The 22286-nt window shown below is 69.7% G+C and carries 14 protein-coding genes and 1 pseudogene; 11 read left to right on the forward strand and 4 right to left on the reverse strand.

Translation table 11 applies throughout. From position 1 onward, the window contains the following. Window positions 1-187 precede the first annotated feature (187 nt). Window positions 188-664: a hypothetical protein gene (locus WME95_RS43020; RefSeq protein WP_437905058.1), complete on the forward strand. Its 477-nt coding sequence runs from the start codon at window positions 188-190 to the stop codon at window positions 662-664. A 91-nt stretch (window positions 665-755) separates the two neighbouring features. After that, window positions 756-1172, forward strand: coding sequence for a DCC1-like thiol-disulfide oxidoreductase family protein (locus WME95_RS43025; RefSeq protein ID WP_437905059.1), 417 nt, complete (start codon window positions 756-758; stop codon window positions 1170-1172). A 114-nt stretch (window positions 1173-1286) separates the two neighbouring features. On the opposite strand, the gene WME95_RS43030 is transcribed toward WME95_RS43025, so the two are convergent. After that, on the reverse strand, window positions 1287-2795 hold the full coding sequence (locus WME95_RS43030; RefSeq protein WP_437911087.1) for an FAD-dependent oxidoreductase: 1509 nt from the start codon (window positions 2793-2795) through the stop codon (window positions 1287-1289). Window positions 2796-2882: 87 nt separating this feature from the next. Here WME95_RS43030 and WME95_RS43035 point away from each other — a divergent pair. Both WME95_RS43035 and WME95_RS43040 read left to right on the forward strand, forming a co-directional pair. Next, window positions 2883-3491: pseudogene (locus WME95_RS43035) on the forward strand (TetR/AcrR family transcriptional regulator); the annotation flags it as partial. Between the two features lie 123 nt (window positions 3492-3614). Beyond that, entirely contained in the window at window positions 3615-4211 is a 597-nt protein-coding gene (locus WME95_RS43040; RefSeq protein ID WP_437905060.1) for a glutathione S-transferase family protein, read from the forward strand. Window positions 4212-4418: 207 nt separating this feature from the next. Here the strand turns inward: WME95_RS43040 and WME95_RS43045 are convergent, their stop codons facing one another. Continuing rightward, a complete protein-coding gene (locus WME95_RS43045) occupies window positions 4419-6440 on the reverse strand; it encodes a hypothetical protein (protein ID WP_437905061.1) in 2022 nt (673 codons plus the stop codon). 349 nt (window positions 6441-6789) lie between these two features. On the opposite strand from WME95_RS43045, the gene WME95_RS43050 reads away from it, so the two are divergent. From WME95_RS43050 to WME95_RS43060, 3 genes are all read left to right on the forward strand, one after another. Next, on the forward strand, window positions 6790-8205 hold the full coding sequence (locus tag WME95_RS43050; protein ID WP_437905062.1) for a sigma 54-interacting transcriptional regulator: 1416 nt from the start codon (window positions 6790-6792) through the stop codon (window positions 8203-8205). Between the two features lie 179 nt (window positions 8206-8384). Continuing rightward, the gene (locus WME95_RS43055; RefSeq protein ID WP_437905063.1) at window positions 8385-10589 is read left to right on the forward strand and encodes a protein kinase domain-containing protein; all 2205 of its coding nucleotides are present in this window, start codon (window positions 8385-8387) and stop codon (window positions 10587-10589) included. A 156-nt stretch (window positions 10590-10745) separates the two neighbouring features. After that, window positions 10746-11375 carry a hypothetical protein gene (locus WME95_RS43060; RefSeq protein ID WP_437905064.1) on the forward strand — a complete coding sequence of 210 codons (630 nt, stop codon included), beginning with the start codon at window positions 10746-10748 and terminating at the stop codon, window positions 11373-11375. Window positions 11376-11400: 25 nt separating this feature from the next. On the opposite strand, the gene WME95_RS43065 is transcribed toward WME95_RS43060, so the two are convergent. Continuing rightward, window positions 11401-13617 (reverse strand): AAA family ATPase, encoded by a 2217-nt coding sequence (locus WME95_RS43065; RefSeq protein WP_437905065.1) that lies wholly within the window; start codon window positions 13615-13617, stop codon window positions 11401-11403. Between the two features lie 616 nt (window positions 13618-14233). Here WME95_RS43065 and WME95_RS43070 point away from each other — a divergent pair. Continuing rightward, the gene (locus WME95_RS43070; RefSeq protein ID WP_437905066.1) at window positions 14234-16777 is read left to right on the forward strand and encodes an EF-hand domain-containing protein; all 2544 of its coding nucleotides are present in this window, start codon (window positions 14234-14236) and stop codon (window positions 16775-16777) included. A 75-nt stretch (window positions 16778-16852) separates the two neighbouring features. On the opposite strand, the gene metG is transcribed toward WME95_RS43070, so the two are convergent. Further along, window positions 16853-18925 (reverse strand): methionine--tRNA ligase, encoded by a 2073-nt coding sequence (metG, locus tag WME95_RS43075; protein WP_437905067.1) that lies wholly within the window; start codon window positions 18923-18925, stop codon window positions 16853-16855. Window positions 18926-19110: 185 nt separating this feature from the next. Here metG and WME95_RS43080 point away from each other — a divergent pair, with 185 nt between their 5' ends. From WME95_RS43080 to WME95_RS43090, 3 genes are all read left to right on the forward strand, one after another. Further along, window positions 19111-19734 (forward strand): Dps family protein, encoded by a 624-nt coding sequence (locus WME95_RS43080; RefSeq protein ID WP_437905068.1) that lies wholly within the window; start codon window positions 19111-19113, stop codon window positions 19732-19734. A gap of 129 nt (window positions 19735-19863) precedes the next feature. After that, a complete protein-coding gene (locus WME95_RS43085; RefSeq protein WP_437905069.1) occupies window positions 19864-21153 on the forward strand; it encodes a phytoene desaturase family protein in 1290 nt (429 codons plus the stop codon). 19 nt (window positions 21154-21172) lie between these two features. After that, window positions 21173-22153, forward strand: a complete 981-nt coding sequence (locus WME95_RS43090; RefSeq protein WP_437905070.1) for a sigma-70 family RNA polymerase sigma factor — start codon at window positions 21173-21175, stop codon at window positions 22151-22153. Window positions 22154-22286: the final 133 nt, after the last annotated feature.

Here is a 22286-nt window from a genome sequence, read left to right on the forward strand (position 1 = left end):
CTCGGCGGGGTAGGAAGCCCCGACGATAGCGCCAGAGCCCCCGCGGGCGCGAGGTGTCCACGGCGTGGACAGCGGCCTGCCCATGGCCTGGGCACCGCGGCCCGCCGCCGCGCCTCGATCCGGTCGATCGGCGCGGATCCCGCGGATGGCACGGGCGCTGCTGAGAGGCCTGTCGAGGAGACGAACCATGGCAGAAGCGGTCGAAAGCTATCTCATCGCGGTGTACGGGGCCTATGCGGTCATCAGCGTCGGACTGACGATCTGGATCGCCCGCACGCTGTTCAAGAATGGATCGGTGTTCCTGGAGGAGGTGTTCGCCGACAACCCGAGGATGGCCGAGGCGGTGAACCGCCTGCTCGTGGTGGGGTTCTACCTGGTGAACCTGGGGTATGCGTCGCTGATCCTGAAGGCGGACGGCTCGGCGACGATGACGGAGGCGGTCGAGGTGCTGTCGTCGAAGCTGGGCCTGCTCCTGCTCTCGCTCGCCCTGATGCACTTCACGAACCTCCTCGTGTTCCACCGCATCCGCCGCCGCGCGAAGCTCGCGGTCCTGCCGCCTCCGGTCGCGCCGCAGATGCGCATCGATCCGCGCACCGAGCGCGCGGAAGAGGAGATGGCCGCGCAGCGACAGCGCCGGCGGGCCGTCGCGGAGGTCTCGGCGTGACGAGCGCAGACGCGGGCGTGAGGCGCCGTGGCGCCTCGCGCTGGCGGCGCGGCCAGGCGCCCTGGCCTCCGCGCCGCGAGGAGAGCGGGCCATGATCGAGCGAATCACCGTGCTCTATGACGCCGAGTGCGCGCTGTGCGCGCGGTGCCGCCACTGGATGGAGCACCAGACGGCGCTTGTCGAGATGGAATTCCTGCCCGCCGGCTCGCCCGAGGCGGCGGAGCGGTACGGGGCCGTGCCCTGGCTCGGCGAGGAGCTCGTCGTGATCAGCGATCGCGGCGAGGTCTGGGCTGGCCCCGCGGCCTTCATCGTGGCGCTCTGGGCGCTCGAGGGGTACCGCGAGTGGTCGTACCGGCTGAGCGGCGACACGCTCTCGAAGATGGCGGAGCGCTTCTTCCACGCGCTGTCGGGCAACAGGAAGTGGCTCGCGGGCTGGTTCAGCCACCCGTCCTGCGCGAGCGGCTCCTGCCGCCTGCCGGGAGCGCCGGCGGCAGGGCCTTATCGGTGAAGAGAAGTAGTTTTGCCCGCCAGAGGTCCCGCCAGGGTCCGGAGAGAGATCTCAACGCAAAGTCGCAAAGACGCAAAGCCGCAAAAAAGAACAGATTATGCGCCGTCGCAACGCTCAACTGAACGCGGCGAGATGGTCCGAGACGGCCGATGCGTCGCCGGCGTCGGAGATCAGCGCGACGTAGCCGTCGGGGCGGATGAGCACGAGGGTGCGCTCCGTCGCGCCGTAGGCGCGGGCGAGATGGCCAGCGGTGTCGGCGACGTCGTCGGGGCCCGCCGGCTGTCCGACAATCTGGAGCGTCCTCAGGTCGGAGGCTGAGGCGCCGATCGCAGGCGCGGGCCCGAAGCTCAGCAACGTGAAGCGCCCGCCGCGCGTCAGCTCGAACAGCCGGCATTCACCTTCCACCGTGGTCAGCTTCGTCGCGTCGGGAGCGCGGTCGCCGGCGCGGAGCAGGGCAGTCCCGTCGCGGTCGTCGCGCGCCAGGGAAGAGCGGCGGTAGTGGATGTCGAGCTGGGTGATGTTCGCATCGCGGCGGAGGGCGACTTCCTTCCGCTCGAGCACCTGCTCGAGGCGCGTGTTCGAGAGCGCGATCACGCCGGCCGCGATCGGTCGCCGCTCGGCCTCGTAGCTGTCGAGCAATGCCGGCGAGGCGCCCTTCGCGACCGCCGCCAGCTTCCAGCCGAGGTTGTGCGCGTCCTGGATGCCCGTGTTCATCCCCTGGCCGCCGGCGGGCGAGTGGCTGTGCGCCGCGTCGCCGGCGAGGAACACGCGACCCGCGCGGTATCTGTCGACGAGGCGGACGTTCGCGCGCCACAGCGACGACCACGTCGGCTCGTGGAGCCGGAGGTCGGTGCGGCCGCTCCGCCGCTCGAGGATCGCCCGCAAGCTCGCGAGGCTGAGCTCGGGGTCCTGTCGCGGCGCGACGACGGCGTGAACCTGGAAGAGATCGGTCGAGGGCAGCGGGCAGAGGCCGACGACGCCCTCCTCATGCCACCAGATGCGCCAGGCGTCGCGGTCGAGGCCGTCGATGCCGGCGTCGGCGACGATCATCCGCACTTCCTCGCGGGTCTCACCCTCGAACGCGATGCCGGCCTGCTTGCGGACGATGCTGTGGCCGCCGTCGCAGCCGACCAGCCAGCGCGCGGCGACCGTCTCCGCCTCACCGCCCTTGACGACCACCGCCGACACGCCTTCGTCGGACTGCTCGAAGCGCGCGAGCGCAGCACCGAACTCGACCGCGCCGCCGAGCTCCACGAGCCGCAGCCGCAGCGCTTCCTCGGTGCGCCACTGGGGCGTGATCAGGCTCGCCGGATAGGGGATGTCGGAGCGACCCTTCAACGCCTCGGGGACGGCGCCGCCCAGCGTCTCCCGGCCGTCGGGGGCCGTGGAGAGGATCGGCATCGCCATCCGGCCGTGGGCGATCACGCGGTCGACAATGCCGAGATCGTCGAAGACCTCGAGCGTGCGCGGCTGGGTGCCCTTGCCGCGCGAGCCGGGCCGCGGACCTGGGGCGGCGTCGATCAGGCGGAAGGACACGCCGCTGCGGGCGAGCTCGCAGGCCAGCGTCAGCCCGGTCGGGCCGGCGCCGACGATCAGCACTGCACACGCCTCGGGATCCGCCATCGTCAGCCTCCGGTCGAAGAGAGAGATCCATCTCTTATCAGCCGCGGCGTTGATAAGAAATGAAAATCTCTCTAAACAATCAGGTCCATGACGACAGGAACAGGAACGCGAGCGCGGCACAGGCGACGCGGCGCGCAGCTCGAGGCCGATCTGCTCGACGCGACCTGGGAGGAGCTCGTCGAGGTCGGCTTCGCGAACCTGACCATGGAGTCGGTCGCCGCGCGCGCTCGCACGGGGATCGCGGTCCTGTACCGTCGCTGGGCGAACAAGGACGAGCTGGTGCTCGCCGCCCTCCAGCACCGCCGGGACGTGAACCCGGTCGCGGTCCCCGACACCGGCGCCCTGCGCAGCGACCTGCTCGCCCACCTGACGGCCTTGAGCGACGCCCTTGCCGGCTTCTTCGCCATCGCCGCAGCCGCCGCCTTCTCGGGGTTGCTGGCCGGCACCGGCCTGACCCCCTCGCAGGTGCGCGACAAGGTCATGGACACCCGGAAGCCGCGTGTCCGCATCCCCTACCAGCGCGCCCACGACCGCGGTGAGATCGACCTCGAGCGCATTCCTTCCGCCGTGCTCGCCATGCCGTACGACCTCGTGCGGCACGACCTGCTCATGGATCTCAAGCCGCTGAAGCCCGCACGCATCCAGTCCATCGTGGACGAGCTCTTCCTGCCCCTCGTACAGAGCTTTGGAACGCGCGAAAGTGCAGCCCAAGAACACCATCTGCCCCGCCCTACGCCCTCGGCAAGCCCTACCGGTTCAGCTCCGCCCTCGAGGTCACGAGGCCGGGCGCCCGCGCGTGTTCTGGGCTAGAAGCTCGCCATGATCACGCTCTTCCACGCTCCGCAGTCGCGTTCGTCACGTATCGTGTGGCTCCTCGAGGAGCTCGGCGCCAAATACGAGCTCGTCTACACGAACATCCCGCGGATGGACGGCTCGGGCGCCGCCGACGCCGCGAACCCGCACCCCGACAAGAAGGTCCCCGCGTTGGTGCACGACGGGGCGCTCGTCACCGAGTCGATCGCGATCCTGCTGTACCTCACCGACCTTCACCCTGAAGCCGGCCTCGCGCCGCGGGTTGGCGACCCGCTGCGCGGTGCGTACCTGACCTGGCTCGCGTGGTACACCGGCGTCGTGGAGCCGGTCATCACGTTCGAGTTCGCGAAGGTCGCTGACAATCCCGCGCTCGTACACACATTCCGCGGCCGCGCCGAAGTCCACGAGCGCATCGCCTCCGCGCTCGCAAAGAGCGAATACATCCTTGGAGACGAGTTCACCGCGGCCGATCTCCTCTTCGCGAGCCTGGGGCAATGGTTCCGCCCCGGGCTGCCGCCAGGCCAGCGCGTCGACGACTACCTCGCCAAGTGCGCCGCGCGCCCCGCCGCCGCGCGCGCGATGGCCAAGGACACGCCCGGCTGAGCGAGCGCCGCGCGCGACATGCGGCTTCGGACGGAGGGCGTCGAGCGCTCCGTGCTTGAAGGCGTAGTACCAGCGCTCGAGCGCATGAATGAAAAAAGCCCTATCACTGGGCGACGTGAAAGGAGCCCTATCGCCGACGGCCGCAGGGGCTCCCGGCCGCCGCTCCTCATCAACCGGTGTTTCTGGCGGGATTTGTGACACGCGGAGCTAGGGGAGCCACTGGCCCACCTCGGCGATGGCGCGGGCGACCCCCACGATCGCCGCCGTCCCGCCCAACCGCAGCAAGAGCGGAGAGAGCTCTGTGAGGCTGCCGTACCCCACCAGCATTCGAGGGAGCTCGTCCGTCCAGTCGTTGCCGAGCGCGTTGCAGATGACGCTGGCTGCGTCGGTAAGGGCCATCCAGGGCGCGCAAGCCGAAAGGACGCGCAGCGCCTCCCGATCGCCATGGGCCCAGTATGCAGACATGACCTCTCGTACGGCCCTCTCGCGCATTTCCTCGGGGAGATCGGGCAAGATGCCTGCGAAGCTGACCATCCGCGATTCCCCTTCTCGGCTCTCCGCGAGGCGCCAAGCTTCGTCGGGCGAGAGGTCCGTGGGGCGAATCACCATGTCCCTCGACAGGTACTCGTCGACCTCGTCGTACGTCGCGCCCGCGCGGATCCGACGGGTGCGTTCGGGATTCGCCGCGCTCTGGTCCGTTGCCACGTGAGGGATCGGTCGGGGAAGGATCTCGTCAAGACCTGCGCATGCATCCGTTGCCCATCCCTGAACCAGCTGCCGTTCCGATCCTGTCAACACGGAGGCGAGCGTCACCAGAGCCTCGGCGCGCTCGCGCACGGCGCCCGTCAGCTTCTTCAGATCGACGGTTGGTTCTACATAAGGCTCCGTGCGATAGTCTTCTTCTTCGCGACTTCCCTCTTTCGCGAACAGAGCTCCTTCGGCCAAGGCGCACCGAACAACGGCGCAGAGCAGCGTTGACCGTTCTTGCTCGGCCAATCCAGCGCGCTCTGGACGGCAGAGTTCGATGAGCGCGTCCTCCGCAGCGTAGCGGGCGCGACGAGCGTCGGTGGTGAAGCCGACCAAACCTCCGGGACGGCTCATCCAGATCCGGAGCCACTCGGGCGACACAAGTTTCATCAAGTCGGATACACAGGCCAAGCGCCGCTTCATGTGGGCGCCCAGGTACTCCACGAGATAGGATGGCCACGCGTGGGATGCGAGTTCTCCGCACGTAAGCGCTGCCAGCCCCTTCCCTATGAGAGCGTCTTCCGCGGACGCGACCTTGCCCGCTTCCATTGTCCAGTGCGCACGGGTCGCGTCATCGCGGAAGAAATATTTTCCATCGTCGCTCAACTCGACAAGCCTATGAACCGAAGGCGGCCCGTTCTCGAAAGCGTCAAGCTCGGTCGCGTCCAAACCCACTGCCGAGACGAGATCATCGTTCGACACGGGAGCGAGCACCGTCCCAAGCGCATCGAAGAAGCGGACCAACGAGGGTTCCAGGTCGCCAGCTTTTTCAACGGTTCGCCGCGCCTGCGTCGTTCCTTCCGAAGAGTCGCTCTCGCCGGCAAGCAAGAAATGGCTCGTCTGCTCTGGAGACCAAGCGAGGCGTTCATGCAAACCTAGACCGCGCGCGGAAGAGCTCTCCGGGCTGGTTGATACAATGATGTGTGCCCCATCGTAGGCTTCGCCCAAGAAGGGCATTCGCCTATGCGGCCATCCATCCGCTGCCCGCTCGATCCCGTCCACGATCACGAGCAACTGGGGACATTCCTCGTTGGGAACCGAGGAGACCCAGTCGACACCCCGCAGTGCCATTCGGATTGACAGGATCAGCTCCTCGGGGCTCCGCGGTCGACTGAAGACCGCCGTTGTTGAGCTCCGAAATAAGCCGAAGAGCAGTTTCAGCATGTCGCGTTCGACCGCGGTTCCGAAGCATGGGCTTACCGGCACGAAGATCACCTCGGCCGACTTGCGCTCCACGATCGACAAAGCCCATCGCGCCAGGAGGGCCGTGCGCGCCGCTGGATTTGTGCTCACCACCATCCCGCAGGGCGGCCCGCCGGCAAGCCAGTCGTCGAGCTGTGTCAGCAACGGAAGGATGTCGGGCGAGGTCGGCCGAGCGCGGATCTCTTCCGCAATGGTCCGCCAGAACGAAGCAAGGCCGCGGTGCGATCGGGCATAGCCTCCCTCCGGGCCACGCAAGGAGTGGAGCGCATCTCGTCTCACGGCGAGCTCCTGACCGCCAGTCGAGTCGTCGAACCCATCGGCCCACGTACGTCTGCTCATCGAGCTCCCTGGAATACTTTCGCGGTTGCAGGAGGATAGGTCGTCGCGCACCCGATGTGGACGCCCACCGCGACCCCCGCGACGCCCATCGAGCCCTACCGCCCTCCGCCTGGACGGCCCGCGGGCGGTCCCACGACCCGTGCACACCCGGCCGAGCGATGGCCACGATCGCCGCAGCGCCAGTTCACTCTCACTGCAATCGCTGGAGGCATCGCCACGGGACGCATGGCCTCCGGATGGCCGCTCGCGGTCCCCAGGAGAGCGCCTCGATGCGCTATTTGTCTGGTGAATGCCCAAGGATGTACCCACCAGCAGGCCAGGCGAGGTCCCGCCCGCGGCGACGACCGAGGAGAAGGCGCCTGCGATCCTGCGCGGCCTGCTGCGGGTGTTCCGTCTGCGCCTGGTTTACTCCGGCGACGACCTCCTGAACCCGCCGGTCATTTTCACGCCGTCGCGAGGCGCGACGCCCATGGGGCGCGAGGTGCGGAGCGGCATCGCCCTGCCCCGCGACGCTCGCGCATCGCGGCTCCACGCGACGCTCCATACAGACGCGCTCGGCCGGCTGCGGGTCGTCGATGAAAAGAGCCGCAACGGCACGCACGTGAACGGACGGCGCATCGACGAAGCGTTGCTGGACGACGGCGACGTGCTCTCGATAGGCGACTCGTACCTGGTGGTCCGCGCCGAACCCGAGCCCCAGGCCGACGCGCCGGTGCCATCGCTCCTCGGCGACGCTCCATCGATGTGCGCGCTGCGCGCCGCCATCCACCGCGTCGGCCCCACCGAGGTCACGGTGCTGCTCCTCGCCGAGAGCGGCTGCGGCAAGGAGGTGGTGGCGCGCGCCGTGCACGACGCCAGCAAGCGCCGAGGGCCGTTCGTGGCCGTGAACTGCAGCGCCATCCCCGAGAGCCTCGCCGAGAGCCAGCTGTTCGGTCACCTGGCCAACGCGTTCAGCGGGGCAGTGGCCCGCCCCGGGCTGTTCCGCGCCGCCGACGGGGGCACCCTCTTCCTGGATGAGGTCGGCGATCTCCCGCAGGGCGTGCAGCCCAAGCTCCTTCGCGTGCTGCAGGATCGCATGGTGCTCCCCGTCGGGGCGACTGCCCCGGTCGCCTGCGACGTCCGCATCGTCGCCGCGACGAACCGCGACCTCACGGCGGATATCGCGGCGCACCGCTTTCGCGGCGATCTCTTCGCGAGGCTCTCGGAGTTCCCGCTCGGGATCGCGCCGCTCCGCGAGCGGCGCGAGGACGTGCTGCCCCTGCTCGATCACGCGCTGGGCCGGCCCCGCCCGCGCATCAGCTCCGCGCTCGCGGAGGCGCTGCTCCTGCATCCGTGGCCCTTCAATGTTCGCGAGGTGTTCGCCCTCGCCGCACAGCTCCGCATTCGCGGCGGCGAGGCCGGCGTGCTGGATCTCGAGCTCGTGGCCGACCGGCTCGGACCCCCGTCCAGCGCAGCGCCCGCAGCTCCACCGACGACCACCTCCGACGCGCACCCTTCGTCGACCCCCGCGCCCTCGAGCGAAGAAGATGCGTCGAACGCGGCCGACGAGCGGGAGCCTCCGCCCGATCGAGCCCAGCTCGAGGAGCTGCTCCGCGCGCACCGCGGCGTGGTGGCGGACATCGCGCGGGCGACGCGCCGGTCGCGCAAGCAGATCTATCGATGGATTGCCCATCACGACCTCGATGTGCAGCGCTTCCGCCGCTGACGTGGCCGCTCACCGCGCGCGCTCACCGCGCGCAAAGCAAATTACAGCATGGGCGGCATCGCATTGGCCCCCGCTGCTCCGCGCAGGCCGGGCATCGATAGGTCGTTTTCCCCCATCGTTCACCGTTATAGGATTCACCCGAGCCGTTCGAGGCCGCCGAGTCTGAACCGAGGCGCAGCGTGGATTCACTCCTCAGATCGAGCATCGGCCAGTACCTCATCACCGAGGAGATCGGCCGTGGGGGGATGGGGGTTGTCTACCGCGCGGTCCATCGGAGCGTTGGACAGCTCGCGGCGGTCAAGGTGCTCTCCAGCCAGCTCGCCCGGGACGCGAGCCAGCTTCGTCGGTTCACCAATGAGGCGCGCGCGCTGAGCCTGGTCGACCATCCTGGGCTGGTGAAGATCTTCGATTTCGGTGAGACGCCCCAGGGCGAGCCGTACATCCTCATGGAGTATCTCCGAGGTGAGCTGCTCCGGAGTCGCCTGATGCGATGCCAGAGGCTCGCCCTCCCGGAGGTGCTTCGTATCGGCCGTCAAGCGGCGTCGGCGCTTTCGGCGGTCCACAAGAACGGGATTGTCCACCGCGACCTGAAGCCCTCGAACATGATGCTCGTCGCCGACGACGAGGCGTCCGGCGGGGAGCGCCTGAAGCTGCTGGATTTCGGCATCGCCCGGTTCACCGAGGACAAGGCCGATCTCACCGCGCCGGGCTCGGTGCTCGGAACGGCGATGTACATGTCGCCCGAGCAGTGTGTCGGCCAATCGCCGGTGGACAGCCGATCCGACGTCTACTCCCTGGGCGTCGTCCTCCACGAGCTGCTCGCCGGGGAGCCGCCGTTCACGGGTGAGCCCGTCGAGGTCCTGCGCATGCACCTCTTCCAGGATCCGCGTCCTCTGAGCGAGGTCGCCCCGGAGGTGCCCCAGGAGATCTCGAGCTTGATCCGGCGCATGCTGGCGAAGGAGCCATCGCGGCGCCCGGATATCGCCCAGATCGCCGAGGCCATGCGCCGCGACATCGCAGCGGCGCCCGCGGTCACGCCGGTGGCGGTCGTGGGATCCGCAGCGGAGTCGACGTCAGCAGCGACACCGGAGGCGGGGTACGCCGGCAGGACGACCGTGAAGAAGCCAGTCGTCCGGGAGACGATCCCGCACGAGAGGGGATCACGGCCAGGCGGAACGAAGGTCGCCGAGGCGGCGGAGGTGGCTCCGTCCGGGGCCGCGCCGTCACCCGGCCCCGGAGCCGACACCACACCGGAGCGGATGGAGCTGCGCGTCGAGCGCACCGAGACGCAGGAGGTCACCCCGCCGTCCGCGCGGCCGCAGGGGCGGCGCCTGGTCGGCCTGCTCGCGATCCCTGCGCTGCTCGTGACCGCGTCCTATGGCCTCGTTCGCGCGTGCAGCAACGGCGTCGGCGGCGGACCCGCGCAGGCTGCGCTGACCAGAAGGCTCCCCCTGAAGGCTGCGCTCGTGGCGAGCGCACCAGCGAGGCCCGCGTTCCCGGAGAGAGCGCCCGTGACGCTGTCCAACATGGTGCGGCTCCAGGGAGGCCAGTTCCGGATGGGGAGCACGCTCGCCGAGATCGACGCCGAGTGCCAGCGCCTCGGGCCCGAGTGCCGCCGGGACCTGCTCGAGCGAGAGCAGCCCGTGCGAGAGGTGACCGTCTCCCCCTTCTACATCGATGCTTACGAGACCACGAACGCCGAGTTCGCCGCGTGGCTCGATGTCACCTCGCCGGCGCTCGACATCAAGGAGGATACCGAGCACCGCATCCAGCGCTACGTAGTCGAGCGCGCGCGCGGCTATCTGCTGGTCGATCTCTTCCCCGAGCATTCGGGGATCCTCCTGCGCCCGGAGAGGCGCTTCGTGCCCCGGCCGGGCCACGAGAACAAGCCGGTCATCCAGGTCACCTGGGACGCCGCCTCGCTCTACTGCAAAGCCCGCGGGAAACGCCTCCCCACCGAGGCCGAGTGGGAGTTCGCCGCGCGTGGCGCGACGGCGCGCCGGTTTCCATGGGGCTCGGATCCACCCCGCTGCGACGGGGTCGCCTTTGGCGTGTACGAGAAGGGCCTCTGCGAGAGGTCTCCGAAGGGCGAGCACGACGTGGGCACCTCCCTGCAGGACAGGACGCCGGAGGGGGTCTGGGACCTCGGCGGCAATGCAGCGGAATGGGTGCAGGATCAATTCTTGCTTCCTCACTACGGCTCATGCGGCGATTGCATCGATCCCGTGACGGAGGGCCCTGGCGTGTCGCGCGAGGAGGACCAGCGCATACGCCGCGGCGGTTCATGGCCGGCGCTGGATGTGATGTCTCGAGGTGTGACGCGCGGCCGCTCGAAGCGCATCGAGGGTCGCTCCGGGCTCGGGTTCCGGTGCGCCTCGCGGTGAGCCACCTCGCCGGCGGAGGGCGGCGAGCAGGGCGCGGCAGCGGCCGCATGACCAGGAACGGACGGAGAGGGCGCTTCGCCGCCCGGCGCCCTCGCTCGCGCAGCTCATCGGTCCTCGTGCGCTTCAATCATCCAGACAACACGCCTCCAGGAGAACATGATCATGCCGATCCGGAACACCGCTGCGAGACCCAAGCGGGCAACACAGTCCACGACGGCTCCTGCGAAGTCAGCCAGCAAAAAAGCCAGGAAGAGCGCCCCCTCCACGTCGAGCGACGAGCTCCACCGCCTGCGGTGGGCGCTCTCGGTGCTCGTCGGCGAGACGACGAAGAACCTCTCCGCCGCCGCGACCGAGAAGTTCCTGGCTCCCGCGAACACGAAGATCGCCTTCGAGGGAACGGTCGAGCACGACGCCTACGTGTACCTGGTGCAGGTCGCCGAGAGCACTCGGTCCATCACGACATACCCGCTGGACGGCGAGGCCATCCACGCCAAGGCCGGCGAAGCCACGCGCATTCCAGCAGCGGGGTGGCTCGTCACCCCCACCCAGGGGAAGATCCTTGCGCTCAGCTCACCGGCACCCCTTCGCCGCAAAGAGATCGCCGCCGCGCTCGCCGGTCGCGATCCGGCGCCTGGACAGGCGGGTCACAAGGACGCCAGGCCCGCCGAGTTCGGCACGTTTGCCGACGCCGGTGGCATGAAGGCTTCCCAGATCAACCCCTCGGGTCCAGCCGATCCTCTCATCACAAAGCCGAAAACCGCCACCACGCAGGTCGGCTCACGTTGAGCCAGGCGCCGTGGGCGTCGAGCCCTCAGGCGCTCCGATGGCGAAAGTCGACGAGGATCATGCTCCCGGTCCCCTCGATCCTCGCCGTGGGGGTCTGCAGGGAGAGCGACTGCTCGCGGCTCCATTGCTGGACGCTGTACGTGACGTAGTGATTCAGATCGTCCACGGTGACGAACCGCTTGCGACCCGTGCTATCGGCGGCGCCACGAAGCCCCTCGAGCACGAACGACGTGAACACACCGAGCTTGGCTTCCGGACGCTCCATCGCGATCTGCTGGGAAGTGCTGCCCGAGAGGACGGCGATGCCCTCGGCGAGCTCGAAGGCCTCGTGGACGAACCCAGGGTCGAGCGAGGGAGCGCCGGGCGCCCGGCCGAGATCGACCCCGGCGTGGCAAGCATCGAGGACGAGGATCTTGCGGCGCGCGGGCGACTCGAGGAGGATCTCCTTGATCCTGTCGACCGAGAGGGACGTCTCGGGGAGCACCTGGCTGCCGCTGTCGCGAAAGAGGAGATGCGGTTTGCCGTTGTGCAGGGCTCCATGACAGGAGAAATGCACAAGGAGCAGGTCATTGGGGCTCAGCCCACTGGCGAAGAGGCTCAGCTCCTGCAAGACGCGGTTGCGCAGGGGCAACATGCGCTCTTCTTCGACGTCGTCGTGCATCGACTTCACGACGGTGTAGCCCAGCTCGTTCTTGAGTGCGTTCCCGAGCGCGACGACGTCGTTGACACAAAAACGCAGATTGCCAATGCTGCGGTCATCGTAGCGGCGTACCCCGACGAGGAAGGCGTAGCGAGCGGCCACTGGACCGAGCACCTGCTCCTCCGCAGCGGCCATCGCGCGTTCCGCCTCGGCGTCAGCGATGCGCTCTGCCTCATCGCCGCGGGCGTGAGCCCGCTGCACACGCGCCGCCGAACCCTGGTCGAGCGCCGGCGGCTGGATCGGCGCTACCTCGCGCATCACCAGGGTGCCTCGGTTGCCCGTGGTCCGCGCCGGCGGCGGCGGGGTCGACGCCGCAGGCGGCGGCCATGATGCAGCCGGCGCCACACCGGCATAGTACGGAGCGGCCCTGGCTGCCGCAGCTTCGACGGTCAGCTGCTCCGTGATCAGCGTCCGGAGCTCATCATGGAACGGGCGGAACGTGTCTTCGGCGCCCGGGGTCGTGAAGCGCTGGAGAAAGGGGCGCGTGACGCGCAGAAAGGTGGTCGCGTGGAGACGGCTGCTCCAGCCGGTATGCGCGGCGATGGTCGAAAGGGGGAGCGGTGAGGGAGCGGCGCAGAGGAGGGCCAGGCTACGCTTGACCAGCACCTCCGACTCGGCGGGTAGGTGGTTGACGCGGCCCCATAGCTTGATGAAGACGTCACGCAGCGTGCGGGGGAGCGGAGCGCCAAGGCGGCCCTCGGGGGGCAACCGCCGCAGCCACTCGGCGAGCTCGACGGAATAGAGCATGTTGCCCTGGGCGCGCTGCACGGCCTCGTCGGCGACGTAGGCCGGGAGGCCGAGCTCCCGGACGACGCCGTCCCAGAAGGCCCTGCACGCCGCGTAATTCGAGGGGATCCATCGCGGGGCGTCGAGGTCGACGTGTGCCGGGGCGTAACGCATGAACCAGCCGAGATTCGTGGTGGGGCGCGAGGAAGCGAGCAGGACGACGCGCGGCGGGAGCGGGGCGGGGAGCAGGCGGGCGAGATCGGAGTAACCGATCTCGTCTTCCGCCTCGTCGAGATCATCAATGACCAGGAGGAGGCTCATGGAATCCGGCTCCAGGACACGCCTCGAGATGCGCTCGATGAGGTCGATGAGGCGGCGCTCGGGGTGCGCATGCCCGTCGCGCATGTCGATGAAGCGGTTCTCAAGCTGCGTTGCGAGCGAGCTCGCGACGAACTCGGGCCGATCGAACGCGCTGGTCCTCAGGAAATGGGAGGCGACCGCCCAGCGCGCCTCCGCTCGTACGTTGCGTTCAACCTGCTCAGCCCAGCGCGCGAGGTGCCGGCTCGCGTCAGCGATCCTGCCGCGCACGCGCTCGACCTGACAGGCCGCGGTGACCCGCTGAAGATAGCTGGCCAGGATCGCGCTCTTGCCGACGCCGGGGGTTCCCGTGACGAGGACCGTGGTCGCGCCCCTCCGGAAGAGCGCGTCGATCTCGTGGAGCACCTCGTCGCGGGCGAAAAGCCGAGGATGATGCTGGCGCTCGCCGCCGAGACTGACCCGATCGCCAGATGCTCGATCGCCATGATGCGGGGTCATGCTGCTTACGTGATTCGAGTTCTGGGCGGCTGTCAAGGGGCTGCTCGCAGGCCCTGGTATCGACCTGTCTTCGGAACATTGCCTCTGTTCGTTGTCTTCTCACACCCCATGGTCAGGGCGATCCTGAGTCGGCCCTGAACGCCAGCACGCCGGTCGCTGTGGAGCGGGCCGTTGCACGTTACAACCAGCGTGCCCGTGTCATCCGACCGCGTTCGCGAGCCATCGCGCGATCGCCGGCCGCTTCCGGGCGGCCCACGTGCGCGCCCGCGCGCCGTCCCATGCTCACCGCGCGCCGTCCCATGCTTCTCCGGCCTTGGCTCGGTCGCCCAACGCCGGCGTGGCCGTGGCGAACGCCCGCGGGGCGACGAGGATCCCGCTCCGAAGCACGCGCTCGGCAAGGGCCAGCGTGCCTGGCTCGGGCGGCGTAGCACGCACGCCGGCCCGGCAGTGAGCCAGACGAAACAAATCCCCTGCTTGGCACCTCGTGTGCACTAACGATGACGACACGCGCTGACGGACAGCCCGATCGACAGGTGTTCTGCGATGGGGACATGGGCCGTCATGCCGGCTCCGTTTCGAGGACAAGGGCCCATTGGCTTTTTCCGGAGGTGTCATCATGGCATTCTTTCAGCATCTCAAGCGTCAGTACAAGCGCGACGCCAGCTGGGATTTCCTGGCCCCGCGGATGCGTCTCAAGCACGTTGCGCTCATGGCGCTCACGGCCTCCACCGTCCAGCTCGGCTGCGCCGGCGACGAGGACGTCTCGCAGGCGGTGTCAGACGAGGAGGACATCGCGAGCGAGGCAGCCGCGCTCTCGCTTTACCAGCAGAACCCCGTCGGCAACCTGTCCGTGCTCTCGCCCGCCGAGGGCGCGCCGTACGCGATCGCGACCAAGAGCGCATGGACCTCGGCCCCCGGCCTGTCCAGCGCTGTCTACTCGCACGCGGGCGATAACCTGGAGATCAGCTTCAGCGCCGAGATCTACGCCACCAACACGGTGTGGCTGCGCGCGCTCGTCGACGGCGCGCCGGTCTCGCCGAGCGACGTGAAGATCAAGATGGGCAGCGAGAACTTCGACGGCACGCGCTCCTTCACCTTCGTGAAGTCGGGCGTCTCGGCGGGTCAGCACATCGTCGAGATCCAGTGGTACGTGGTGAACGGCGGCGACGCCCAGATGCGCGATCGCTCGCTGGTGGTCAACTCGGCCGCGCCCTTCAGCGGCGACGGTCGGCTCGCCGTGGCCGCCGCGCCCAGCGGCCCGGACCTCATCAAGACCACCACCGCCTGGGAGAACGTCCCGGGCCTCACGACCCAGCTGACCACGAGCGCCCAGCAGGACCTGATCGTCACCTTCTCGGCAGAGGCCGCCTCGAACAGCGGCCGCATGTTCGTGCGCGCGCTCGTCGACGGCGTGGACGTGGGCAACGTGACCCTGCTCCACGCCAACATGTCGAACCGCGGCGGGACGCGCAGCATGACCTTCGTCGCGCCCAGCGTGCCCGCCGGCAACCACACCGTGCAGATCCAGTGGTCCGGCGACACCGCCGGCGGCGACATCCGCCTGGGCGACCGCACCATGGCCGTCTCCGCCGCGCCGGCCTCGGCCCCGGGCGGCTCGACCGCTGCGGCCACCATGCAGGGCCCGCCGGTGCCCTTCTCCGGCCTGAACTGGACCAACATCCCCGACCTCTCGGTCAACCTCAACACCCAGGCTCCCGCCGAGAGCGCGGCGATCACCTTCTCCGGCGAGGTCTACTCCTCGAGCGGCCGCCTGTTCCTGCGCGCCCTGGTCGACGGCGTTCCGGCGCAGCCCGGCGACGTCACCCTCATCCAGGGCGAGCCGCTCATGCGCGTCAACTCGCACACCTTCGTGCTCAAGAACCTGCGCCCGGGCAACCACACCGTGACCCTGCAGGCGCGCAGCGACACCGGCACCACCGCCAACATCCGTGACCGCTCCCTGCGCGTGACCGCCAAGCGGCGCTCGGGCTCCGATTTCGCCCAGGCGTTCATGGGCATCGGCCAGGGCTACGGCCACTCGCCGCGCGTGCGCACCCACAAGGCCCTGGTGCTGTGCATTGACCCGGTCCGCCCGGATCACGCCGCGCCCTCGCTCTCCCAGATCCTCAACTACCACGAGGGCGGCGACGGCGGCATGAGCATGAAGGGCTGGCTGGCCGACAACACCGACGGCAAGCTCGCCTTCGACAGCTTCCAGTACGTGAACTGCGGCCCGTTCGCCCAGGCGCCGGCCGCGCACCAGGGCAACTGGTACTGGGACACGCCCGGCGGGCACGCCGAGGCCTGGCGCGACGCCATCCGCGCCGCCGACCCGAGCATCAACTTCCACAACTACGACACCAACGGCGACGGCAAGATCACCCGCGACGAGCTCGTCCTCATCGTTGTGCGCCCGCAGAACTCGGCCTACGGCACCAACCGCAGCGTCGACGTGGCGGTCGACGGCAACTCGACGCCGCTGAACTTCGACCTCCTCGACGTCTACCTGTCGCCGTTCGACTCGGATCGTCGCAACGGCGTGGGCCTGCTCGCCCACGAGCTCACCCACCGCATCCTGGACGCGCAGGACATGTACGGCTGCGACTCGTCGAGCACGGCGTCAAAGTACTTCGACGCCATGTACTGGCACTGGCAGGCGACCCACATGGGCCCGTTCGAGAAGCTGAAGAGCGCCCTCGTGACCCCGGACCTCGTCGAGATCGGCTCGTGGACCACCCAGACCGTCCCGCTGGCCTCGATCGAGACCCGCAAGGAGGTCACGCTGCTCTGGGACGCCGCGCGCGGCGACAAGGAGTACTTCCTGCTCGAGAACCGCTGGGGCGCCGGTGACGTCTACGACGCGCCGCTCGGTTCGAGCGTGGTCGTCTGGCACATCGTCGAGGACCCGACGCTGGCCGCCCAGTACCCGCCCTCCGGCGCCGAGAGCTGCAGCATCGTCCACAAGCAGGTGCGCAAGCTCGGCCAGCTGACCTTCGATGGCGAGGCCCGCGAGCTCTTCTGGGCCGACGGCACGAGGACCAACATCACGGTCACCGCGCGGGGCGCGTTCGGCGAGCTCACCAACGTGGAGATCAAGAAGCAGGGCCTGATCGTCCGCCCGTTCCCGCGGTCAACCGTCCCCCCGATCCTCACCAAGTAGTCCGCCACGTCGACAGCAGGGGACGTGGCGCGGCGGCTGCGCGGGCCCACCGAGCCCGCGCAGCCGGCAGCCGCCTCAGTGCACCCGCATCCCCGGCTTCGCCCCCGAGTCCGGCGACAGGAGATGCACCGTCTCGTCCCCCGCCGCGAGCACCATCCCCTCGCTGAGGCCGAACTTCATCTTCCGCGGCGCCAGGTTGGCGCACACGATGACGAGCCGCCCGACGAGGTCTTCCGGCTTGTAATACGCCTTGATCCCGGCGAACACCGTCCTCCGCGCCTCCCCGCCGAGCGAGACGGTCAGCTTGAGCAGCTTCTTCGCCTCGGGCACGTGCTCCGCCGCGACGATGCGCGCGACGCGCAGGTCGACCTTGGTGAAATCGTCGATCGTGCACTCCGGCGCGAGCGGCTCCTTGGCGAGCGCCGCGCCGTCGTCCTCCGCGGCCGCGCCCCCGCCCGCCGCCGGGCCCGCCTCCGGGTTCGCCCCCGCCGCGCCGCCCGGCGCCGTCGCCTCCTCGGCGGGGCGGCCCTCCGCGATCATCTTCTCCACTGCACCCGGCTCGACCCGCTTCATGAGGTGCTCATACGCGGCCACAGGCGTGCCCACAAGCGGCGTCTTCGCGAGCTCCCACCGGTCCATGGGGCACCCGAGCAGCCGCGCGACGTCGTCGGCCAGCTTCGGGAGCACCGGCGCCAGGTAGAGCACGATCTGCCGGAACAGGTTGAGCGCCACGGTGCAGACGCCCTGCAGCTCCGCCTTCTTCTCCGACTGCTTCGCCAGCGCCCACGGCTGCATCCGGTCGACATACTCGTTCGCCCGGTCCGCCAGCGCCACGATGCTCCTCGTCGCCCGCGCATAGTCGAACGCCGCGTACGCCGCCCCGATCGCCTCGCCCTCCGCCGCCGCCGCCGCGAACAGCCCCCCGTCCTCGGGGTAAACCGCCGACAGCCCCGTCTGCGCCACGAAGCGCGACGACCGGCTCGCCAGGTTCACGACCTTGTTCACGAGCTCGGCGTTCACCTTGTTCACGAGCTCTTCCAGGTTCAGATCGATGTCGTCGACCTTCGAGCTCAGCTTGCTCGCGTAGTAATAACGGAGGTACGCCGGGTCGAGGTGCTTCAGGTACGTCGAGGCCAGCACGAACGTGCCCTTGCTCTTCGACATCTTCTCTCCGTTCACGGTGAGGAACCCGTGCACCTGCACGCGCGACGGCAGCGAGAAGCGCGCGCTCTTCAGCATCGCCGGCCAGAAGAGCGTGTGGAAATACACGATGTCCTTCCCGATGACGTGGACGATCTCCGTCTCCTCGGATCGCCACCAGTCGTCGAACGCCTCGCCTTCCCGGGCGCACCACTCCTTGCTCGCAGCCATGTACCCTATCGGCGCGTCGAACCAGACATACCAGTAGTTCCCTGGCGCGTCGGGGATCTCGAACCCGAAGTACGGCGCGGGGCGCGATACGTCCCAGTCGCGGAGCGGCTCCGACAGGAAATGCCCCGCCAGGTAGTTCGCGATCTCCTTCGGCATCCGCCCCTCGCCCTGCGTCCAGGTCGACAGGAACGGCCGCTCCGGCTCGATGGCCACCATGAGGTGCTGCGCGCTCCGCACCTCGGGCCGCGCGCCCGTGAGCGCGCTCCTCGGCTCGACCAGGTCGGTCGCGGCGTAGGTCGAGCCGCACCGATCGCAGCTATCGCCGTACTGGTCCGGCGCCGCGCACTTCGGGCAGGTGCCCTTGACGAAGCGATCCGCCAGGAACATGCCCTCCTGCGGATCGAAGAGCTGCGTGACCTCCTTCGTGGTCAGCATGCCGCGCTCGCGCAGCGACGCCCAGATCTCCTCGCACAGCGCGCGGTTCGCCGGGGAGTTCGTGCTGCCGTAGTGGTCGAACCGGATCTGGAACGCCGCGAAATCGCGCTGGTGCGCCGCGCTCATGTCCGCGATGACGTCGGCCTCGCTCCGCCCCTCTTGCCGAGCGCGGATCATGATGGCCGTGCCGTGGGTGTCGTCGGCGCACAGGTAAATGCACCTCCGCCCGGTCATCCGCCAATAACGGGCAAAGATGTCGGTCTGGGTGTACTCGACGAGGTGGCCGATGTGGATGTGCCCGTTGGCGTAGGGCAGCGCGCTGGTGAGCAGGAGCCGTTTCATGCTGCGCTGGACTTTGCACGAAATCCCAGCCGGATGCGAGCCGCGCGGTGGCGCGATGCCGCGCGGGCGCGCCTTCCAGCGGAGCGCCGCGCCGGCCCGCGTGGACACGACAGCGGACGTGCAGCCATGGACGGAGCGGGCTCGGGCTCTAGATACGTAGTGAACCGATCGACGGGGAGGGGACCATGGCAGTACAGAGGAAGCAACAGAGGAAACAGAGGCGTGGTGGCAAGGAAGGAGGCGCGCGGGCGCTCGAGGCCCAGCCCCTCCTCCGCCAGCGAAGCGAGGAGATCCAGCCTTTCGGGACGGTCGTGGACTATCCGCTGGCGCTCGCCGCGAAGTCGCGCGCGGAGAGCATCCGGGCGCTGAATCAGATCCTGTCGGACACGCTCGTCCTGCGCGACATGTACAAGAAGCACCACTGGCAGGTGTCCGGGGCGACCTTCTTCCAGCTCCATCTGCTCTTCGACAAGCACTTCAAGGAGCAAGCCGCGCTGATCGACATGCTCGCCGAGCGCGTCCAGATGCTGGGCGGCGTCGCGATCGCCATGGCGCACGACGTCGCGGAGACGACGAGGATCGAGCGGGCGCCCCGCGGCCGCGAGCAGGTGCCCGCCCAGCTCTCGCGCCTGCTCGACGCGCACGAGCTCATCCTCGCGGAGACGCGCGAGGCGGTGAAGCTCACCACCGAGAACCGCGACGATGGCACCGCCGACCTGCTCATGGGCGACGTCCTCCGCACGAACGAGATGCAGGTGTGGTTCCTGTCCGAGCACCTCGTCGACACGCCGCTCGTCCGCGCCACCTGAGCGCCGGCACGCCGCTTCTCGCCCGCCGTCCAGCCCCCTCCCCGTCCCGCCGCGCTCCGAAAATTCGTCAGGGCGCGCGTAACCTTTCCGGGCCCCCGATCGTGATACCGCCAGGAAAGGGACGATGTGATGCGTACTACAAAAGACGTGGTGGTGATCGGCGGCGGGCTCGCGGGCCTGGCCGCGGCGGCGTACCTGGGCCGGGCGGGTCGGTCGGTCGCCCTCGTCGAGAAGGCGCACGCGCCGGGCGGCCGCGCCTCCACGCAGGAGAGCCACGGCTTCTCGCTGAACCTCGGCGCTCACGCGCTCTACCGCGGGGGCGCGGCGCACGAGGTGCTCCGCGAGCTCGGCGTCCGGTTCACCGGCGCGGCGCCGTCCCCGTCGGGCGCGCTCGCGCTCGACCGCGGCGCCCTCCACACCTTGCCGTCCGGCGCCCTGTCGCTCCTCACGACGGGCCTCTTCCCCCTCGCCGCGAAGGTCGAGATGGGGCGCGTCCTTGGCAGCCTCGCCGCGGCCAACCCCGCGCCGCTCGCGGCGGTCCCGGTCTCGGCCTGGCTGCGCGACGCCTTCCGGACGCCCGAGGTGCGCCGCTTCGTCGGCGCGCTCGTCCGGCTGTCGACCTACTGCGCCGACGACGATCGCCAGAGCGCCGGCGCGGCGCTGACGCAGGTGCAGCTCGCCCTGAGCCACGGCGTGCTCTACCTCGACGGCGGCTGGAGGACCCTCGTCGACGGCCTGCGCGACGCCGCCGTGGCGGCCGGCGTGGAGATCCTCACCGGCGCGCGCGCGGCGCAGATCGCGGCCGAGGGCGGCGCCGTCTCCGCCGTGGAGCTCGCGAACGGCGACCGCCTCGGCGCCGGCGCCGTGCTCGTCGCCGCGAGCCCGCGCGCCGCGGCCGCGCTCGTGCCCGCGAGCGCGGCGCTCGCCGCGCTCGCGGAGCGCGCCGTCCCGGTCCGCGCCGCGTGCCTCGACGTCGCGCTGTCGAGGCTCCCTCGCCAGCGCCCGGGCTTCGTGCTCGGCATCGACCGCCCGCTCTACCTGTCGGTCCACACCGACGCCGCGCGCCTCGCCCCCGCGGGCGGCGCCGTGATCCACACCGCCCAGTACAGCCCCGAGCTCGCCGGCCGCGACCCCGAGCGCGAGCTCGAGGATCTGCTCGACCGCGCGCAGCCCGGCTACCGCGGCGCGATCGTCGAGCGCCGCTTCCTGCCCTCGCTCATCGTCTCCAACGCCGTGGTCACGGCGGAGGGCGGCGGCCGCGCAGGGCGCCCCGGCGCCCGCGTCCCGGAGCTCGACGGGCTCTTCCTCGCGGGCGACTGGGTCGGGCCGACGGGCATGCTCGCCGACGCGAGCCTCGCCAGCGCGCGGGACGCCGCGCGGGACATCCTCTCGCGCCGCGCCCTCGACCGCGCGGCGTGACGGGGTTACCCGACGCTCCATGAGCAGCTCCACGGCCTCTCCTGCCCCGAGCGCCGGGCTCGTCGCCCCCGGCTTCGTCGCCGCGAGCTACCGCGAGCACGAGCGCTTCCTCTGGGCCCTCTCCTACCGGCTCACCGGTAGCGCCGCGGACGCGGACGACATCGTGCAGGAGACGTTCGTCCGCGCGCTGGAGCGCCCGCCCGCGCGCACCGGAGAGCCCGTCCGCCCCTGGCTCGCGCGCGTCGCGCTGAACCTCGGCCGCGACGCCCTCCGGCGCCGCAAGCGCCTCACCTACGACGGACCGTGGCTCCCCTCCCCGATCGAGGCGGAGCCCGAGCCCCCGTCGTTCGAGATCCCGGGCAAGGAGGGCACCGAGGGCCGCTACGACCTCCTCGAAAGTGCGTCCTTCGCCTTCCTCATCGCGCTCGAGGCGCTGACCCCGCAGCAGCGCGCGGTGCTCCTGCTCCGCGACGTCTTCGACTACTCGGTGCAGGAGACCGCCGCCGCGCTCGACCTGTCGGAGGCCAGCGTGAAGACGACCCACCACCGCGCCCGCCGCGCCTTGGAGCCGTACGATCGCGAGCGCTGCCGCCCCTCACCCGAGCTCGTCGAGCGGTCGGGCGCGGCGCTCGTGCGCTTCCTGCAGACCCTGGCGACGCAGGACGTCGCCGCCATCGAGGCGCTCCTGAGCGAGGGCGTCCGGGTCATCAACGACGCGAACGGCGAGTTCAAGGCGGCGCGCCGGATCGTCGTCGGCCCGAACCGGGTCGCGCGCTTCTACGTCGGCCTGCTGAGGATCGACGACCCCGGAGCGCTCCGCCACGAGCTGCGCCTCATCAACGGCCTCCCGGCGGTCGTCATCGAGCGCACGACCACCGTGGAGAAGCTGGCGCCACGCTTCGTCATGCGCTGCGAGATCGACGCGGGGGGCCTCATCACCGCGATCCACTCCGTGCTGGCCTCGCACAAGCTGACGGCCGTGAAGGCGCTCGCTCGGTGAGTACGACGGCGAGACCGGCAGGTGAGCAGCGAGGAGACAGCCCCCTGCCGGCCGAGCACTGGAGTGAGTCGTGTCGCGGGGCGTACTTCGGCCGGCGAAGTAGATACTGTTGGAGCAACATAGCGCCGGCTGG

The organism is Sorangium sp. So ce327, assembly GCF_051530205.1.
Lineage (GTDB): Bacteria > Myxococcota_A > Polyangia > Polyangiales > Polyangiaceae > Sorangium > Sorangium cellulosum_B.

Bases quoted from the DNA above. Each gene is read 5' to 3' on its own strand.
- WME95_RS43090 (WP_437905070.1), top strand. From the start codon at position 21,173: ATGAGCAGCTCCACGGCCTCTCCTGCCCCGAGCGCCGGGCTCGTCGCC.
- WME95_RS43085 (WP_437905069.1), top strand. From the start codon at position 19,864: ATGCGTACTACAAAAGACGTGGTGGTGATCGGCGGCGGGCTCGCGGGC.
- WME95_RS43060 (WP_437905064.1), top strand. From the start codon at position 10,746: ATGATCATGCCGATCCGGAACACCGCTGCGAGACCCAAGCGGGCAACA.
- metG (WP_437905067.1), bottom strand. From the start codon at position 18,925: ATGAAACGGCTCCTGCTCACCAGCGCGCTGCCCTACGCCAACGGGCAC.
- WME95_RS43025 (WP_437905059.1), top strand. From the start codon at position 756: ATGATCGAGCGAATCACCGTGCTCTATGACGCCGAGTGCGCGCTGTGC.
- WME95_RS43030 (WP_437911087.1), bottom strand. From the start codon at position 2,795: ATGGCGGATCCCGAGGCGTGTGCAGTGCTGATCGTCGGCGCCGGCCCG.
- WME95_RS43065 (WP_437905065.1), bottom strand. From the start codon at position 13,617: ATGACCCCGCATCATGGCGATCGAGCATCTGGCGATCGGGTCAGTCTC.
- WME95_RS43070 (WP_437905066.1), top strand. From the start codon at position 14,234: ATGGCATTCTTTCAGCATCTCAAGCGTCAGTACAAGCGCGACGCCAGC.
- WME95_RS43080 (WP_437905068.1), top strand. From the start codon at position 19,111: ATGGCAGTACAGAGGAAGCAACAGAGGAAACAGAGGCGTGGTGGCAAG.
- WME95_RS43020 (WP_437905058.1), top strand. From the start codon at position 188: ATGGCAGAAGCGGTCGAAAGCTATCTCATCGCGGTGTACGGGGCCTAT.
- WME95_RS43040 (WP_437905060.1), top strand. From the start codon at position 3,615: ATGATCACGCTCTTCCACGCTCCGCAGTCGCGTTCGTCACGTATCGTG.
- WME95_RS43050 (WP_437905062.1), top strand. From the start codon at position 6,790: ATGCCCAAGGATGTACCCACCAGCAGGCCAGGCGAGGTCCCGCCCGCG.